This window comes from Actinosynnema sp. NPDC020468 (genome assembly GCF_040642015.1).
In the GTDB taxonomy this organism is placed as follows: Bacteria; Actinomycetota; Actinomycetes; order Mycobacteriales; family Pseudonocardiaceae; genus Actinosynnema.
Genome location: NZ_JBFAEO010000004.1, coordinates 132344 through 150344, shown reverse-complemented (window position 1 = coordinate 150344; position 18001 = coordinate 132344). Strand labels below are relative to the sequence as shown.

Genomic DNA, 18001 nt, shown 5'->3' with positions numbered 1-18001 from the left:
GTGGGCTGGAACAACCCGCCGGTCCGCTGGTCGGAGCTGGAACGGGCGCTGTCGGGCAAACCCCAGCTCCCCGACGGCGGCGACGGTCCGGCGTGGACCCGGCAGCGCGACCGGTACGCGGCGCCGGACGGGTTCGCGGTGCGCGTCGACGACCTGGCCGCCACGCAGAGCCGCGTGCCGTACGTGGAACTGCACTGCCACTCCAACTTCAGCTTCCTGGACGGCGCGAGCCACCCCGAGGAACTGGTGGAGGCGGCGCAGCAGCTCGGCCTGGACGCGATCGCGATCACCGACCACGACGGCATGTACGGCGTGGTCCGGTTCGCCGAGGCGGCCAGGGAACTCGGCATGCGCACGGTGTTCGGCACCGAGCTGAGCTTCGGCCTCGGCAAGCCGCAGAACGGCGTGCCGGACCCGGAGGGCGAGCACCTGCTGCTGCTGGCCACCGACGTCACCGGCTACCACTCGTTGTGCCGCACGGTCACCAGCGGTCAGCTCGCGGCGGACGCCGAGAAGGGCCGGCCGGTGTACGACCTGGCGGAGGTCGTCGCCGACACCCGCGACCGGTGCGTGGTGCTGACCGGGTGCCGCAAGGGCGCGGTGCGCCGGGCGTTGGCGCTGGAAGGGCCGGAGCGGGCGTTCGCCGAACTGCGCCGGCTGGTCGCGCTGTACGGCGACGACCGGGTGTTCGTGGAGCTGACCGACCACGGCCTGCCCGAGGACGGTCCGCGCAACGACCTGCTGTGGGGCATGGCCGCGGAACTGGGGCTGCCGACCGTGGCGACGAACGCGGTGCACTACGCGTCGCCCGCGCGGGGTCGGCTGGCGGCGGCGATGGCGGCGGTGCGCGCCCGGAGGAGCCTGGACGACCTGCACGGCTGGCTGCCGCCCGCACGAGCGGCGTGCCTGCGGTCGGGTGCGGAGATGGCCAGGCGGTTCGCCCGGTTCCCCGGCGCGGTGCACCGGTCGGCGGTGCTGGGGATGCAGTGCCAGTTCGACCTGAAGCTGGTCGCGCCCCGGCTCCCGCCGTTCGACGTGCCCGCCGGTCACGACGAGAGTTCCTACCTGCGCGAGCTGACCTACGCGGGCGCGGCGCGGCGGTACCGGTCGGTCGGCGAGAACCCCCGGGCCTACGAGCAGCTCGCGCACGAGCTGGGGGTGATCGAACGGCTGGGGTTCCCCGGCTACTTCCTGGTGGTGCACGACATCGTGGACTTCTGCCGGCGCAACGGGATCCTGTGCCAGGGCCGGGGTTCGGCGGCGAACTCGGCGGTCTGCTACGCGCTGGGCATCACCAACGTCGACGCGGTGCGGTTCGACCTGCTCTTCGAGCGGTTCCTCGCGCCCGCGCGGGACGGGCCGCCGGACATCGACTTGGACATCGAGTCGGACCGGCGCGAGGAGGCGATCCAGTACGTCTACCGCAAGTACGGCCGCCGGCACGCCGCGCAGGTGGCGAACGTGATCGGCTACCGGGGTCGGTCGGCGGTCCGGGACGTGGCGCGGGCGCTCGGGCACTCGGTGGGGCAGCAGGACGCGTGGAGCCGGCAGATCGACCGGTGGGGGCCGCTGCGGTCCACTGTGGAGGATCACGAGATACCGAAACCGGTGCTGGAGCTGGCCGCCGAACTGGAGAACTTCCCGCGCCACCTGGGGATCCACTCCGGCGGCATGGTGATCTGCGACCGGCCGGTCAGCGAGGTGTGCCCGGTGGAGAAGGGTCGGATGGTCGACCGGACCGTGCTCCAGTGGGACAAGGACGACTGCGCGGCGATCGGGCTGGTCAAGTTCGACCTGCTCGGGCTCGGCATGCTGTCGGCGTTGCACTACGCGATCGACCTGGTGCGCGAGCACCACGGCGTCGAGGTCGACATGGGCGCGCTGGACCTGGACGACCAGGCCGTCTACGCGATGTTGCAGAAGGCCGACTCGGTGGGCGTGTTCCAGGTGGAGAGCCGGGCGCAGATGGCGACGCTGCCCCGGCTGAAGCCGCGCACGTTCTACGACCTGGTGGTGGAGGTCGCGCTGATCCGACCCGGCCCGATCCAGGGCGGGTCGGTGCACCCGTACATCAGGCGCCGCAACGGGAAGGAGACGTGGGAGCACGACCACCCGTTGCTGGAGAACGCGCTGGACAAGACGTTGGGCGTGCCGCTGTTCCAGGAGCAGCTGATGCAGATCGCGGTGGACGTGGCCGACTTCAGCCCCGCCGAGGCCGACGAGCTGCGGCGCGCCATGGGCGCCAAGCGGTCGACGCACCGGATGGAACGGCTGCGCGACCGGTTCGCCGAGGGCGCCGCGGCCAACGGGTTGTCGGCCGAGCTGTCCGGGCGGATCTACGCGAAGTTGTTGGCGTTCGCCAACTTCGGCTTCCCGGAGAGCCACGCGCTGTCGTTCGCGCACCTGGTGTTCGTCAGCGCGTGGTTCAAGCTGTACTACCCGGCGGCGTTCTGCGCGGCGTTGCTGCGGGCGCAGCCGATGGGGTTCTACTCGCCGCAGTCGCTGGTCGCGGACGCGCGCCGGCACGGCGTCCGGGTGCTCGGGCCGGACGTGAACGCGTCACTGCCGCACGCCGTCCTGGAGTCGGTGGACGGCGCGGCGGCGGTGCGGATCGGGTTGGCCGGTATCCGGACCATCGGCGAGAAGGACGCGGAAAGCATTGCCGCGCAACGACCTTTCACCGACCTGGCGGATTTCGGGGCCCGCGTGCGACTGACCGCCGCGCAGGTCGAGGCGTTGGCGACGGCCGGTGCGTTCGGCTGCTTCGGCGTCGACCGGCGCGGCGCGCTGTGGGCGGCGGGCGCGGTGGCCCGGATCCGGCCGGACCGGTTGCCCGGCACCGAGAGCGGCGTGGACGCGCCCGCGTTGCCCGGCATGGACGAGGTGGAGGTGGCGGTCGCGGACGTGTGGGCGATGGGGTTGTCGCCGGACAGCTTCCCCACCCAGTTCGTCCGGGAGCGGCTGACCTCGCTCGGCGCGCTGGCGACGGCCGCGCTGGCGTCCGTGCCGAACGGGACCAGGGTGCTGATCGGCGGCGCGGTGACCCACCGGCAGCGGCCGGCGACCGCGGGCGGCGTCACGTTCCTCAACATCGAGGACGAGACCGGCATGGTGAACGTCGTGTGCTCCCAGGGGTTGTGGGCCCGCTACCGCCGGGTGGCCCGGTCCAGCCCGGCGCTGCTGGTGCGCGGGGTGGTGGAGTCGGCCGAGGGCGTGGTCAGCCTGCGCGCCGAACGACTCCAGCACCTCGACCTGCGCATCCCGTCACGGTCGCGGGACTTCCGCTGAGTACGTCGAGAACACCACCCCGCTGTCGAACGCCTTGGTGTGCTGGAGCTTGAAGTACTCCGGCCGGGCGGAGCCCGCGAACAGCGGGATGCCGGTGCCGCGGACGACCGGGTGCACCTTCAGTCGCAATTCGTCGATCCCGGGCAGCAGCGAGGATGCCAGCGTCCCGCCGCCGCACAACCAGATGTCCTTGCCCTCCGACGCTTTCAGCTCGCGAACGCGGCCGAGGACGTCATCCGCGATCACCTCGACGTCGTCCGGGACCTCGAGCGGACCCGACGTGACCACGTACTGGTCGAGGTGCGCGTACGGGCTCGGCAGCCCGCCGGGCACCTGGTAGGTCGCCCGACCCATCAGCACCGCGCCGAACTGCCGGTTCGGCACGCCGTCCAGCCCGAGGTGGGCGCGTGCCGCGGTCGGCAGGGCGTCCGGGTACTCGGCCGCCTGCCACGCCATGTGGTCGCCCTCGAACAGGAAGAAGTCGAACCCGCCGTCCTCGTCGGCGATGAAACCGTCCAGCGTGACGGCGACGTAGTACACGAGCTTGCGCATGCAGCCTCCTCGGAAGAACCACGGTGACTGTAGTACTATGTCCGTAGTGGTTGTCAAGGGAGGTTCTGGTGGTCCGGAACGTGGAGCGGCGCACCGCCCTGGTGGACGCGGCGATCGAGGTGTTGGCGAGGGACGGCGCGCGCGGGTTGACCTTCCGCGCCGTCGACCAGGAGGCGGGCGTGCCCGGCGGCACCGCGTCCAACTACTTCCCGAGCCGGGACGACCTGCTGCACCAGGCGGGCGAGCACGTGCACGTCCGGTTGACGCCGAACCCGGACGTGGTGGCGCAAACGCTTGCGGCACCCCGGGACAAAACCCTCGTCCGCCGCTTCATGCACGAGTTGCTGGACCGGGTGCGGCACGACCGCACCGGCTACCTCGCGCTGCTCGAACTGCGCCTGGAGGCCACCCGGCGGCCCGGGTTGCGCGCGACGCTGACCCGGATGATCACCGCGAACGTCGAGGCGAACGTCGCGTTCCACCTCGACGCGGGCCTGCCGGGCGACAGGACCGACGTCGTGCTGCTGTACCTGGGCATGACGGGTCTGCTGGTCGAACACCTGACCCTGCCCGACGTGCTGCCGGACCTGGACGCGCTGGTCGACGCGCTGGTCGACCGACTGCCTACCGGCTGAACGGGCCGCCGATGATCGTCATCGCCACCACGATCACCGAGAAGCCGAGACCCGAGTAGAGCAGGGCGTCGATCCCGCGACCGCGGATCGCGATCAGGCCCGCCTGCTCGTCGGTGACGAGCATCCGCAGCAGTGCCGCGATCAGCAGCGCGATGCCGATCAGCACCGCGCCCTGCCGCCAGTGGTACTGCGCGATCCGCAGCACGCCCAACCCGACGACGGCCAGCACCAGCGCGAACGGCAGGTGCTGACCCGCCGCGGACCGCCAGCGCTGTTCCGGCATGAGCTCCACCGTCACTGCCTCTCGGCTGCCTCGACCGTGTTGGTCAGCAGCATCGCGATGGTCATCGGACCCGCGCCGCCCGGGATCGGGGCCAGGAAGCCCGCCACCTCCGCCACGTCGGGGTGCACGTCGCCGACCAGGCCGGCCTCGGTGCGGGTGATGCCGACGTCGACCACCGCCGCGCCCGGCTTGACCATGTCCGCGGTGATCAGACCCGGGCTGCCCGCGCCCGCGATCACGATGTCGGCCCGGCGCACCTCGGCGGCCAGGTCCTTGGTGCCGGTGTGGGTCAGGGTGACCGTCGCGTTCTCCGACCGGCGGGTCAGCAGCAGCCCGATCGGGCGGCCGACCGTGACACCGCGGCCGACGACCGTGACGTTCGCGCCGGCCAGCGGCACGTCGTAGCGGCGCAGCAGCTCGATCACCCCGCGCGGGGTGGCGGGCAGCGCGGCCTGTTCGCCGAGCACCAGCTTGCCCAGGTTGACCGGGTGCAGGCCGTCGCCGTCCTTGCGCGGGTCGATGCGCTCGAGGATCGCGTTCGCGTCCAGGTGCTTGGGCAGCGGCAGTTGCACGATGTACGCGGTGCAGGCCGGGTCCGCGTTCAGCTCGTCGATGACGGCTTCGAGCTGCTCCTGCGTCGTCTCGGCGGGCAGGTCGCGGCGGATCGAGGTGATGCCGACCTTCGCGCACGCCGTGTGCTTGCCCTTGACGTACGAGTGCGAGCCCGGGTCGTCGCCGACCAGGACGGTCGCGAGGCCCGGTGTCACACCCCGCTCCACGAGCGCGGCGACCCGCTCCCGCAGGTCCTCGAAGATCGCGTCGCGGGTGGCCCTGCCGTTGAGGATCGTCGCCGTCACGTGCCCCATTCTCGCATCACCGCCGGCCGGGCAGCGCGGCGACCACCACCGCGACCAGCGTCAGCGCGGTGCCGGCGAGGGTGGCGACCGAGAGGTGACCACCCGCCACGTCGACCGCCACGGCGCCCACGAGCTGACCCGACACCTGGCACAACCCGACCAGCAGCACCCCGATCCGGCGCACCGCGAGCACCGCCGTGCCGATGGCCACCACGCCCAGCACGCCACCGACGTAGAACAGCGGCCGACCCCACGCGGCGTCCGGCAGCCCGCGCACCGCCAACTCCACCGCGCACACCGCGGCCAGCACCGTCGTGCCGACGACGAAGTTGACCGTCGTGGTCACCGCGGCGCTCCGCGAGGCTTCCCGGACCAGCCCGTTCACCGCGGCCTGCCACCCGACCACCGCGCCCGCGAGCGCCGGCAGCACCGCGGGCCACAGCGCCGTCGGCCGGTCGAGGTCGTCCGACACCGCCACCACCACGGCCACCACCGCGAGCGCCGCGCCGACCAGCCGCGGCGCGGTGAACGCCTGCCGCGCCGCCGACCCGACCCCGACCCGGTCCACCACCAGACTCCCGACGACCTGCCCCGCGACCACCGCCACGGTGAACACCGCGACACCGAGCACCGCGATCGTCAACCCCTGCGTGGCCACGAAGAACGCGCCGCACGACCCGCCGACGCACTGCCACCACCGGATCCGCCGCTCGCGCAACGCCACCCGCAGCCGGCCGAAGCCCTCGCGCCCGGCGCGCGTCGGCACGACGACGGCCAGCAGCACCACCAGTCCGCAGAGGAACGACACCAGCGCGGCCAGGAACCCGTCTTGGTAAACCCGCCCCAACTCGCCGTTGGCCCAGCCCTCCAACGCCAGCGCGACCCCGCCGACGACCGCGGCGACCACACCGGACACCCGCGCGTCCGTCCTACCGCCCGGCCGCGCCTCGACCTCGACCACCGACGCCCCCTCACCGTTGTTCCACCACGAGCGGTCACACCACCGCGGCGGGCTCCGACCGGCGGACCCGGCTCGCCAGCACCGCGCCCACCAGCGCGACCACGCCGCTCGCGCCCGCGGTCGCCGCCGGGCCGAGGTGGTCGAGCAGCCAGCCCGCGAACGGCAGGTACAGCGCCGGCCCGGCCGTGGTGAACGTGCCCATCCAGCCGAACGCCTCGGCCTTGCGGCCCTCCGGCGCCAGTTCGCTGATCCGCGTGTTGTTGGCCGCGATCGCGGGCGCGATGGCCAACCCGCCGACGCCGAGCACCGCCGCCACCACCCACCCCGGCGCGCCGCCCACCGGCGGCAGCACGGGCACCAGCGCCACGAAACCCAGTGCCAGCAACACCATCCGCCGCGGGAAGCGCGGCGCGCCGGCGAACCCGCCCACCACCAGACCGCCGACCACCGAGCCGACACCCCACACCGCCGTCAGCACGGCCGCCGCCGCCGGACTGCCGGCCGCCCGCGCCCACGCGATGATCACCAGGTCGACCGCCACCAGCGCCGCCACCACGCACCCGGCCGTCGCGAACGACAGCAGCAGCGACCCGTCCGACACCAGCGTCCGGCCGCCGGTCCGCTCACCCGGCACCGGCCGGTCGAGCCCGGCCCGGCGCAGCGCGGCCAGGAAGCCCAGCGCGCCCAGCACCGCCGACGCGCCGCACAGCCACAGCGCCACCTGCGCGTTCGCCACCGCCACGACCACCGCCGCGAGGGAGGGGCCCACCACGTACATGACCTCCTGCATCGAGGCCTCCACCGTGTACACCGCGTGCTGCGCCGCGCCGGTGGCCAACCGCGGGTAGGACGCCCGGCTCAGCGCCGTCACCGGCGGCGTCGACACGCCCGTGAAGAAGCCCACCAGCACCGCGACCGGCCACCAGCCGTGCGGCACCACCGAGGGCAGCAACCCGAGCAGACCCACGCCCGCCGCGTACGAGGCGGACGTGACCAGCAGCAGCCTGCTCGCCGGGCTCCGGTCCGCGGCCCGGCCGCGCAACGGGCTCGCCACGCCCATGCCCAGCGTGATCGCGCCGCCCACGACACCCGCCGACACGTACGACCCCGTCCACCCGACCACCAGGAACGACACCGCGAGCGGCGTGGCGGGCAGGTGCGCGCGCCCGATCAGGGACCACAGCAGCGTCGACGGGAGGTGGGGGATGCCCGCGAGTTCGCGGTAGGGCCGGAGCACGAGGTCCACTCTGCACCGGACCACCGACAATTCACGTCCGACGTCGGCGGGAACCTGCGGGCCTCCGTTAGCGTCAGCACTCCACGAGAAGGAATAGCGAGGGGACAGCTGTGACCGATCCGAGTGGCCGCAGGGCCGAGCTGGAGGCGCGCAACGCCGCCATGCGCGAGCAGGTCGACTCCCTCCTCGGCGAGTTGCAGGCGAAGACCGCCGAGCTGCGCGAGACCCAGGCCAGGGCGTTGGCGATCACCGCGAGCGCGGTCTCGCCGGACGGCACGGTGAAGGCGTCGGTCGACTCGACGGGCGCGCTCACGTCGCTGGAGTTCGCGCCCGGCGCGTACGACCGCCACCCCACCCCGGACAAGCTCGCCCGGCTCGCCGTCGAGACGGTGCTGCGTGCCGTCGCGAAGGCGCGGACCGAGCTGAACGAGGTGCTGGCCCCCGCGCAGGAGGGCGGCTCGATCGACCTGTCGGAGATGCTGCCCGGCATGCCCTCGCTGGCCGACCTCATCCCCAAGCCGCCCGCCGTGCCGGATCCCGCGGCCGCCGGGCCGCGCCGCGCGCCGGCCCGTGACGACGACGAAGAGGGCGGCAGCTTCATGGACAGGAGTGGCTGGTGACCGGATTCCAGGCGGACGTTCCCGGCCTGCGCCGGGGTGGTGCGCAGTTCAGCGCCGCGGGCGATTCGCTCGACGGCGTCTTCCAGGCGTTGAACTCCGCGTTGGCCGCAGAGGGGCAGTGCTGGGGCGGTGACGAGTCGGGTAAGGCCTTCGCCAAGGAGTACGTGCCGAACTCGCAGGCGACCTTGCAGGCGTTCCAGAGCCTCGCCGAGGCGCTGGAGGCCATCCGCGGCGGCGTCGACCAGACCGCGGACGCGTACGAGGGTTCCGACCAGGGCAACGCGTCCGGCATTTCCCGGACTTACTGAGGGGCATTGCGGTGGGCATCGAGATCCCGAGCGAGGTCACCTGGCTCTTCCCGATCGTGGTCGGGCAGAGCTGGCCGGAGGGCGACGAGACTGCGCTGAGGCGCATGGCCGACGCCTACCGCACCGCCGCGCAGGGCGTGAAGTCCGTGATCGACGAGGCGAACGGCGCCGCGTCCACGGTGATGAGCAGCCAGACCGGCGAGGCGGTGCTGCGCTTCGAGGAGTACTGGAAGAAGTTCGCCGACGGGGACGAGTCGTACCTGCCGAAGCTCCAGAAGATCTGCGAGCAGTTGGCGGAGAGCTGCGACAACACCGCGTTGGAGGTGGAGTACACCAAGTTGTCGATCATCGCCTCGCTGATCGCGCTGGCGATCGAGATCGCGGCGCTGATCGCGGCGGCGTTCGGCACGTTCGGCGCGTCGACGGCGGGCATCCCCATCGCGCAGCAGGCCACCAGGTTGGTCGTGCAGTTCACCTTCCGGCAGTTGATCATCGCGATCCTCAAGGAGGTCGCGATCTCGGTCGGCATCGACGCGGCCATCCAGGGCATCCAGATGATCCGCGGCGACCGGAAGAACTGGGACTGGGGCAAAACCGGCCAGGCGGCCGTGTCGGGCGCGGTGTCCGGCCTGGTCGGCGGCGTGTCGGGCGGGCTCAAGTTCCAGGGCGGTGGTCTGGCGGGCCAGGTCGCCGTCGGCGCCACGCGCGGCGCGGTGGAGGGCGCGGTCTCGACCGTCGGCACGGCCGCGGTGCTGGGTCAGGACATCAGCGCCAAGGACGTGCTGTTGGGCGCCACCTCGGGCGCCGTGTCGGGCGGCATCGGCGGCGCGAAGGAAGGCCTGACCGTCGAGGCGCCCCACATCACCCCGGGCGGCCCCGACGGCGGCCCGCCCACCATCGACCCGTCGGCCACCCCGCCGCCCGGAGGCCACCCGGCCGGCCCGCCCTCGGGCGCGCCGGGCTCCCCGACGTCCCCGGGCGCGCCGGGCTCCGGAGCCCCGACCGGAGGCCCCTCCCCGTCGACCGCGCCGGGCAACGGCTCGTCCCCGAACGGCTCGTCCCCGAGCGGCCCGACGGTCAACCGCGAGGGCCTGAACCTCCCCCGGGGCGCCGACTCCACCACCGCGTCCTCGGTGGCCGCACCCCCGGCACCCACCCACACCGCCACCGCGCCGCCCACGATCGGCGGCAGCCCAGACCACGGCGCGACCGGCGGCCCGACCTCGTCGCCGTCGGGCTACACGAGCGCACCCCCGACCCCGAGGCCGGGCGGAGCGACCGTGCCCACCAGCCCCGGCACCCAGGGCGGCGGCTCGACCATCGGCAACAGGCTCGGCAGCCCCGGCACCGGCAGCACCGGCAGCACCGCACCAGGCGGCGCGGGCAGCACCAGCCGCCCCCCGACGGGCTACACCGGCGGCAGCAGCCCCACCCCCGGCGGCACCCACACCCCGACCGGCTCCACCCCGGGCGGCACCCACACGCCGACCGCGGGCACCACCCCGGGCGGCGCCACCGGCACGCCGGGCACCAGCCGCCCCCCGACCGCAGGCTTCCCACCCGCGACCGGCTCCACGCCGCACGCCACCCCCGGCGCGCCGAGCACCGTCCCGCACGGCACCCCCGGCAGCACCGCACCGCACACCGGCACCCCCGGCTCCGCCGGACCGGGCGCCCACAGCGGTACCCCGGGCACGACGCCCCACGGCACGCCCGGCACCGGCACCCACGGCAGCCCCGGCACCACGCCCGGCGGCGCGCACGCCGGCACCCCGACCGGCACCCACGGCACCAGCCCAGGCGGAGCGCCGCACACGACGCCCGGCACGTCCGCACCCGGCACCGGCCAGCACCACGCGGGCTCGCCCGGCACGGCACCCCACGGCACCACCCCGGGCAGCACCCACGGCGGCCCGTCCGGCACCGCGAACGGCGCGCCACACACGGCCCCCGGCACGTCCCACCCGGGCTCGCACGGCACCCCGGACGGCGCCGGACACGGCACGCCCGGCGGCACCCCCGGCGCCGGCGCACACAGCTCTACGCCCGGCGGCAGCACCGGCTCGCACAGCGCGACGCCCGACACGCACGGCTCCACGCCCGGCGCCGGCACCCACGGCTCGACGCCCGGCACCGGCACCGGCTCGCACGGCACCTCGCCTGACGCGCACGGCTCGACGCCCGGCACCTCGCCCGACTCGCGGACCTCGCACGGCTCGACGCCGGGTGCCTCGCCCGACTCGCACAGCACGACGCCCGGCACCTCGCCCGCCGAGCGCGGCGGCACGCCCGGTGGCACGCCGGGCTCCGCGAACGGCTCGGCGACCGGCTCCGCGAACGGGGTCGGCACCGGTGGCGTTCCCGGCTCGCATTCGGGCACGCCCGGGTCGGCCGCGTCGACGCCCGGTGGGTCGTCGCACGGCAGCACCCCGAGTGCCACTCCCGGTGCGGTGCCTCACGGCACGCCTGGTGGCGGTTCCGTTACCGGCGCCGGCACGCACGGGGTCACTCCCGGCGGCGGTTCGGTGCCCTCCGGGCCGGTGCAGGGTGGTCCGGTTCCGGGTGGGCACTCGTCCGCCGTCGAGCACGCTCCCGCGGCGCACGCGACCGGTCATGATCCAGCGGCAACTCCTCCCTCGGCGGGTTCGCCGGGTGGTGGGGCCGCACCCGGGTCGGGTGCGGCGGGGCCGATGGGCGGTGGCGGTTTCGCGCCTCCGCCCGCCGGTGGTGCGGGTGGTGGAGTCGGCGGGGGCGGCGGCGGTCGGGGTCCGACGGCGCCCACGGCGAGCGGGTACTTCTCGCCCGAAGAGCACTCGGGCGGGAACGTCCGGGGCACGGACGCGGTGACCGCCAGCTCGGTCACCGGCATGCCGGTCCAGGACTTCGCCCCGGCGCCCCAACACCCCACTACTTCTTCCATGCCGGAACAGCGGTCTCCGGTTGCTCCCCCATCGGGTGGTTTCGGCCCGCAGCCCGGATTCGGCCCCCAACCGGGTGGCTTCGGCCCGCAGTCGGGCGCGCCGCACCAGCAGCCCGGCCCGCCGACCGCGCGCCCGGACGCCGGCACCGCACCCCGCACGACCGAACCGCCCCGCACGCCACAGGCCGGCGCGCCGACCACGACCCGGCCGGACGCCCCGGCCACGCGCGGCTCGGACACGACGTCCCGCCCGGACAACCCGGCCTGGCGCAGCCCGGAGTCGACCGGCCGCACCGAGGGCTCGACGCCCCGCGGCCCCGAGTCCGGCCCGCGCACCGACACCACTCCGCGTACGAATGACCCCCGGACGGGTGTCACTGAGCCGGGGAAGGGTCGCCCGATCGAGGGGACCCGCCCGGACGGTCCGACGCACGCCGCCGACCCGAGGGCCGGAACTCCGGGTTCGCGGACGGACGGCCCGACGCACGCGGCCGAGCCGAGGGCCGAGGTGCCCGGCTCGCGCACCGACGGTCCGGCGCACTCCACCGAGCCGAGGGCTGAAGTGCCCGGTTCGCGGAACGCCGACCCGACCCACGCGGCCGACCCGAGGACCGAGGTGCCCGGTTCGCGCACCGATGCCCCCTCCCACGCGGCCGACGTGCCGGGTTCGCGGACCGCGCCGGGTTCGGAAGGGCCGGCGTCGCGGGGTTCCGAGACTCGGGCCGACGGTCCGGCGCACGCTGCCGAACCCCGCGCCGAGGTGCCCGGCTCGCGCACCGAACCGCGCCCGGACGGCCCTGCGCACGCGGCCGAGACCAGGCCCGGAGCGCCCGCCGACGGCCCGGTGGCCCGGGGCGGCGAGTCGCCGAACGACGGACCCGCCTCGCGCGGGACCGAGCACACCGGTGCGCCCGAGTCCGGCGGTGCGAACGGCGATACGAACAGCCACCCGACGGGCGATCCGGCCGGCGACACGACGAGCACGCCTGCGGGCGATCACGTCGCGGACCCGACCGCCGGCACGCCGGGCGACGAGCACTCGCCGGTCGCGTCGCACGAGTGGCCCGCCGACGTCGACCCGACGACCACCACCCCGGACCCGGGCACGACGGCCACGCCCGACCCGACCGGCACCACGACCGGCACCACGACAGGCACCGACCCGGGCGCGACCACCGACCCCGGCGCCCTCCCGCACAAGAACGCCTGGGGGAACCCCGCCGGCGTGGTGCCCGGGTTCTCGCACGACGGCCCCTACCACTCGGCGCACGACTCCACCGGCCCCACGGACCGCGAGGTCGGCACCTACGACCAGCGCGCCGCCGCCATCATCGAGCCGACCTACCAGCCCTACGGCCCGCACGGCAGCTACGACCCGTTCATCCAGGCCCACTCGAACCCCGACGGCAGCATCGCCTGGCCGCCGAACCAGGGCGCGGGCGGCCCGCGGGTGGTCGTGGAACTGCCCGCCGGCACCGTCCTCGACCGGTTCGGCAGCCCCCAGGGCGACTTCATGTCCCCGTTGCGCCCCGACGGCCAGGCCTACGGCTACGGCGAGCGGGCGATCATGCCCGACTCCATGGGCAAGGGCTACCACGTCTACGTGCTCGACCGGCCGATGCTGGTCGAGCTGGCCCCGGTCGCGTCCGCGTTCGACCAGAACGGCGGCGCGCGGCAGCTCCAGCCCGTCGACCTGCCCGAGCTGCGCGACACCAAGGGCAAGATCAACGTCGAGCACCTGGCCGAGCTGGGCGTCCTGCACGAGGTGGACGTCCCGCCGGCCGACGGCAAGGTGCTCCCGCCCGACTTCGGCACCTTCGACGAGCACGGCGACGTGCGCACGCCGGACGTGGTCTCGGTCGACGACGCCCGCAACGGCGCGTTCGACGACTACACCCCGGCCACGAACGGCGCGTCGGACTTCACCCCGAACCCGGACCTCGGCCCGGTGGCGCACCAAGGCCCGGTCCCGCTCGGCGAGGTGTCGCAGCGCGTCGACCAGGCCATCCGCAACAGCCGCCCCACCGACGCGGGCGTGGCGCTGCACACCGAGCCGCGGCTCCAGGACCTCAGCTCGCGCATCCCGCAGAGCGACACCCACGCCGTCCTGGACGTGCACACCGACGGCGACGGCGTCCGGATCGGCGACACGCACTACACCCGCGCCGAACTGGTCGACCTGATCAACAACCACCCCGACCTGGCGAATCGCCCGATCGTGTTCGTCGGCTGCGACGCGGGCGTCGGCGGCGAGAACAGCCTGGCCGCGCACGTCGCCCGGGAGACCGGGCAGCAGGTCGTCGCGCCGGACAACCTGGCCTGGTCGGACCGCGACGGCAACGTCTACTCGAGCTCGCCCAGCGAGTCCGGTCCCGGCCCGAAGCTCCCGCCGGACGGCGGCTGGCACGCCTTCGACCCCGACGGCACGATCACCCCGACGGGTGAGAACGGCATGCCGCCCGGCCACGAGCCCAAGGGCGACCTGGCCACCACCGCCGACGACAGCGCCCACCGCGGTCACCAGGACCTGGAACCGCAGGTCCAGACCCACTGGGAGGCGCCGGAGACGCAGCACCGCGAAACCGTCCACCTGGGCGAGCACGACAGCCTGTTCGACGGCCGCGAGCTGCCCCGCGACACCACGATCGACGTGCGTGACCCGAACGGGCACGTGCGCACGATCGTGCACGTCGACGCGGACGGCAACGCGTTCGTGGACGCGCGGGCGACCAACGACCGGGACAACCCCGAGGTGCGCCACCCGCTGCCCAACGCCCAGTACCGGGTGGAGATCGGTCAGCGCAACGACGCCTTCGTCGGCAACGCGGACGGCACCCGGCAGACCCACACCGAAGAGATCAAGATCGGCAACCGCACGGTCGAGGTCGAACGCCGCACGATCGTGGAGCCCATCCCGGAGCCGGCCAACGGCCGCCAGGTCATCGGCCACGACCACCCGATGTCCCCGCGACCCGGTGAAGCCTTCGTGGCCCGCACCGACCTCCCGGCGGACACCCGGATGGAGGTCTACGACACGGAGGGCAACTACCGGGGCACGGTCCAGACCGACGGCACGGGCACTCCGAAGTGGATCGCCGCGCCGGACTTCTGGGGCACGAGCGACAACCCCGGCGGTCGCAACCCGGAAACCACCCACCCGATCGCGGGCGCCAACTACAACATCGACCGCGGTCCGCTGCACCAGGAGTTCAGCACCGACGCCAACGGCCACCCGCAGGACGCCGTGTCGCGCAACGAGCCCCAGGCCGCGACCCAGCGCACGGTGGACGACCTCAAGCAGGGTCAGCCGTTCAGCCGCCCCGACCAGGTGCACGACAGCAACACGGAGTACCTGGTCAGCGACGAGCACGGCCAGACCCGCGGCCGGTTCGTCACCGACGAGAACGGCCACGTGGTCTTCGAGGAGACCCACAGCGGCCAGCGCAGCCGGGTCAACGCCGAGATCACCCGGGCACCGGCGAACGCCCAGGTCACCTCGGACGGCTTCTACGGCCTGCCCAGGGGTCACGACGCCACCAGCACGTGGCCCGCGCCGACGCAGGGCGAGGTCCGGCTCGGCGTCGAGGTCAACCGGGTGGACGGCAGGAACGTCTACTCCGTCACGATCGACGGCGACACCGGCGGCTGGACCCCGGAGCAGCGCGCGGCGGTCGAGCGGGTCTACGGCAACTCCGACCCGTTCTCCGGCCGGGAGAACCTGCCGCCGAACACCCGGTTCGTGCTGGAGGACGTCAAGGGCCACGGCTACAGCACCATCCAGACGGGTGACAACGGCCAGGCCTCGCACGTCCACACGTTCCGCCCGTTCAGCCCGGACCTGAACAACCCGCTGCCCCACGCCACGCTGATCGCGGACAACGACATGTGGCGCGGCCGGACCGACGGCCAGGGCGAGACGGCCGCCACCACCGGTCGCCCGGACTTCAGCTCGGGCGGCGAGATCCGCCGGGACGGCGCGGCGCAGCTCGCGGTCGGCAACCACGGCGAGGTCGACTCGACCGGCAAGAAGCTCTCCGACGGCGGCCACCACGGCGGCAACGAGATGGGCTTCCCCGGCGAGGAGGCCAACCAGTCCAGCCAGCAGCGCGACCAGAACCAGGGCAACCGGCGACCCGCGTTCACCACGGACGAGACCTGGTACCGCATGGAGCGGGACCGCGCCGAGTTCGCGAGCCGGAACCTCGGTACCGTCGAGTCCGTCGACACGTTCGCGCTCCGCGATCCCGGCCAGCGCCACCCGCACACCTACCAGACCCGTTGGCGCGTGACCCAGCCGGACGGCACCACCGTGATCTACGTCAGGAGCTACCCCAATGAGCACAACGCAGCCCTCTGGCCAAGCGACTTCTGAGCAGCGGCACGCCGAGTTGCTCCAGCGCGTCGGGGGCCTGCTGCTGGACGCCGCGCCCGCCGACTTCCGGCGGATCGACGTCCTGGTGCGGTTGACGGTGCCGGTGCAGGACCTGGCGCTGACCGTGTACCTGCCCGACGGGAGCACCCCCGAGGTGGCGCCGCCGGACGGGCTGCTCGCCGCGTTCACCGAGCTGCGGCAGGTGGTCAACAAACCCGGTCGCGGCACCTGGTTCTCGGCGCGGTGCGTCGTGAACGCGCCCGCCCGGATCGACATCACCTACAACCTGGACCACGACCCGAGGTTCGTGCCGGACGTGCCGGCGTCGGTCTTCGCGCGTGACCTGGAAGTCTTCCCCCGCGACGAGGCGTACACACCCGACTGGCTGCGCGACAGGCTCGTCGAGGCGAGCAGCGAGGAGCAGAACGCATGACCGCGCCGGAGCCGGTGCTCACCATCGAGGACCAGAACGCGATCCTGGGCTCGGTGACGACGCTGCTGGTGCAGCGGCTGCCGGGCGACTGGGAGCAGCTGTGGGTCGACCTGCGGCTGCTCGGCAGCCACCTGGAGGTCGAGTCCAACGGCGTCACGATCTTCGGTCGGGCGTTCGCCTGGGACCTGCCCGACGAGGCGCTGCCGATCCTGCTCCAGCTGCGCGACGGCATGGCCACGTCGACCCGCGGCGCGTGGTACTCGATGAAGCTCCACCTGGTCCACCCGGACACCTACTCGGTGGAGTTCAACCGGGACCGCGAGCCGGACTGGACGAGCCCGCCCGAGCCGCGCCACCGCGACGAGGAGCTGGCGGCCTACCCGCGTCCGGCGGACCAGACGCCCGAGTGGCTGGCGCCCGCGCCCGCCGCCGAGCCGGTGGCGCAGGACGTGCCGCTGTACGACGCGCCGGTGTTCGACGGCACCGACCCGAACGGCCGGCCGACCTACGACCGGCCCGCCGTGCACCCGCAGGAGCGCGACGAGGTGCTGGCGTACCTGGAGGGCGCGCCGGTCGTGCTGGCCGCGCGCAGCTACGGGCCGGACCCGCTGGACCCGGACGCCACGCCCGCCGTGCCGCAGACCTTCCACACCGACGGTGTGTTCGTGTGGCAGGGCGGCGTGCCGTTCCAGCTGCGGACGCACGCGGTGCCGCCCGTCCCGCAGCTGGTCCAGCACATCCGGGACAACGGCTACGCGCTGCCCGCGGTCGACCCGGCCGCCGAGACCGCGGCGGCCGCGGTGGCGACCGGGCAGGCGCAGTCCGCGCCGTTGCCGCTCTACGAGCCGCGGGTGATCACCGACGCGGACCGGCGGGCGCTGGAGAAACTGCGCGAGCGGCTCGAGTACTACGGCGTCGGCGAGGACGAGTACGGCATCGTCGAGCCGAAGCGGGACGCGCTCGTGGTCGAGCCCGCGCCCGGTCGCGAGGGTTGGCAGGTGCAGTTCTGGGACGGCGACCGCGGCCCCACGGGTCACCCGACCGTGTTCACCAACGCGGCGGACGCGGCGAAGGTGCTGCTCGCGGACCTGCTGTGGCGCGACGACCTGGACCAGGTCCGGTCGGCCAACCGGGGCGCGACGCCGACCGCGGCGATCCCCGTGCAGCCGGTGTCGGACATCCAGCCGATGCCCGACGAGCCGCCGCTGTCGCTGTTCCGCGACCGCGAGCCGGTGGTGCTGGAGCCGGGCGCCGAGCTGGACCGGTTCGGGCCGGAGGAGGGCAACCTCGTCTACGCGGCCGGGACCATGTTCGGCAACCGGTCGTTGCCACCCGACTGGCTGAACCGCCGTTACCACGTGTACCGGGTCGCCAAGCCCGTTCCGGCGCTGAAGGGCGTCGCCGTCCCGTGGTTCGGACAGCCCGGGGGTGGCACGGGTTACTTCTTGGCCGAATCGGTGCGCGCGCTGCTCGCGAGCGGCAGTCTGGTCGAAGTGCCCGAGGTCACCACGGAACCGCCCGCGCCCAGGGTTTGA

Annotated in this window: 12 protein-coding genes; 7 read left to right on the top strand and 5 right to left on the bottom strand. The window is 74.0% G+C overall.

All coding sequences use genetic code 11. The features are described 5' to 3' along the window. Complete coding sequence (locus tag AB0G50_RS05475) at positions 1–3288, top strand: error-prone DNA polymerase (RefSeq protein WP_360102568.1); 3288 nt, start codon at positions 1–3, stop codon at positions 3286–3288. On the opposite strand, the gene AB0G50_RS05470 is transcribed toward AB0G50_RS05475, so the two are convergent. Beyond that, positions 3265–3840, bottom strand: coding sequence for a dihydrofolate reductase family protein (locus tag AB0G50_RS05470; RefSeq protein ID WP_360102566.1), 576 nt, complete (start codon positions 3838–3840; stop codon positions 3265–3267). The two genes, AB0G50_RS05475 and AB0G50_RS05470, sit on opposite strands and share 24 nt — an antisense overlap. Positions 3841–3908: 68 nt before the next feature. Between AB0G50_RS05470 and AB0G50_RS05465 the strand changes: the two genes are divergently transcribed. Next, entirely contained in the window at positions 3909–4475 is a 567-nt protein-coding gene (locus AB0G50_RS05465; protein WP_360102564.1) for a TetR family transcriptional regulator, read from the top strand. On the opposite strand, the gene AB0G50_RS05460 is transcribed toward AB0G50_RS05465, so the two are convergent. From AB0G50_RS05460 to AB0G50_RS05445, 4 genes are read right to left on the bottom strand one after another with little or no spacing between them, the layout of a single operon-like run. Continuing rightward, entirely contained in the window at positions 4465–4758 is a 294-nt protein-coding gene (locus AB0G50_RS05460) for a DUF3017 domain-containing protein (RefSeq protein ID WP_360102562.1), read from the bottom strand. The genes AB0G50_RS05465 and AB0G50_RS05460 overlap by 11 nt on opposite strands. Positions 4759–4769: 11 nt before the next feature. Further along, on the bottom strand, positions 4770–5615 hold the full coding sequence (locus AB0G50_RS05455) for a bifunctional methylenetetrahydrofolate dehydrogenase/methenyltetrahydrofolate cyclohydrolase (RefSeq protein ID WP_360102560.1): 846 nt from the start codon (positions 5613–5615) through the stop codon (positions 4770–4772). 16 nt (positions 5616–5631) lie between these two features. Then, positions 5632–6576 (bottom strand): DMT family transporter, encoded by a 945-nt coding sequence (locus tag AB0G50_RS05450; RefSeq protein ID WP_360102558.1) that lies wholly within the window; start codon positions 6574–6576, stop codon positions 5632–5634. 34 nt (positions 6577–6610) lie between these two features. Then, positions 6611–7822, bottom strand: a complete 1212-nt coding sequence (locus AB0G50_RS05445; RefSeq protein WP_360102556.1) for an MFS transporter — start codon at positions 7820–7822, stop codon at positions 6611–6613. Between the two features lie 101 nt (positions 7823–7923). On the opposite strand from AB0G50_RS05445, the gene AB0G50_RS05440 reads away from it, so the two are divergent. Genes AB0G50_RS05440 through AB0G50_RS05420 form a run of 5 tightly spaced genes read left to right on the top strand, consistent with a single transcriptional unit; the run spans position 7924 to position 18001 of the window. Continuing rightward, positions 7924–8433, top strand: coding sequence for a YbaB/EbfC family nucleoid-associated protein (locus tag AB0G50_RS05440; protein ID WP_360102554.1), 510 nt, complete (start codon positions 7924–7926; stop codon positions 8431–8433). Then, complete coding sequence (locus AB0G50_RS05435; protein ID WP_360102552.1) at positions 8430–8741, top strand: WXG100 family type VII secretion target; 312 nt, start codon at positions 8430–8432, stop codon at positions 8739–8741. The genes AB0G50_RS05440 and AB0G50_RS05435 overlap by 4 nt, the downstream gene beginning before the upstream one ends. A gap of 11 nt (positions 8742–8752) precedes the next feature. Then, positions 8753–16033, top strand: a complete 7281-nt coding sequence (locus AB0G50_RS05430) for a glycohydrolase toxin TNT-related protein (RefSeq protein WP_360102550.1) — start codon at positions 8753–8755, stop codon at positions 16031–16033. After that, entirely contained in the window at positions 15996–16466 is a 471-nt protein-coding gene (locus AB0G50_RS05425) for a hypothetical protein (RefSeq protein WP_360102548.1), read from the top strand. The genes AB0G50_RS05430 and AB0G50_RS05425 overlap by 38 nt, the downstream gene beginning before the upstream one ends. Further along, positions 16463–18001, top strand: coding sequence for a TNT domain-containing protein (locus AB0G50_RS05420; protein ID WP_360102546.1), 1539 nt, complete (start codon positions 16463–16465; stop codon positions 17999–18001). The genes AB0G50_RS05425 and AB0G50_RS05420 overlap by 4 nt, the downstream gene beginning before the upstream one ends.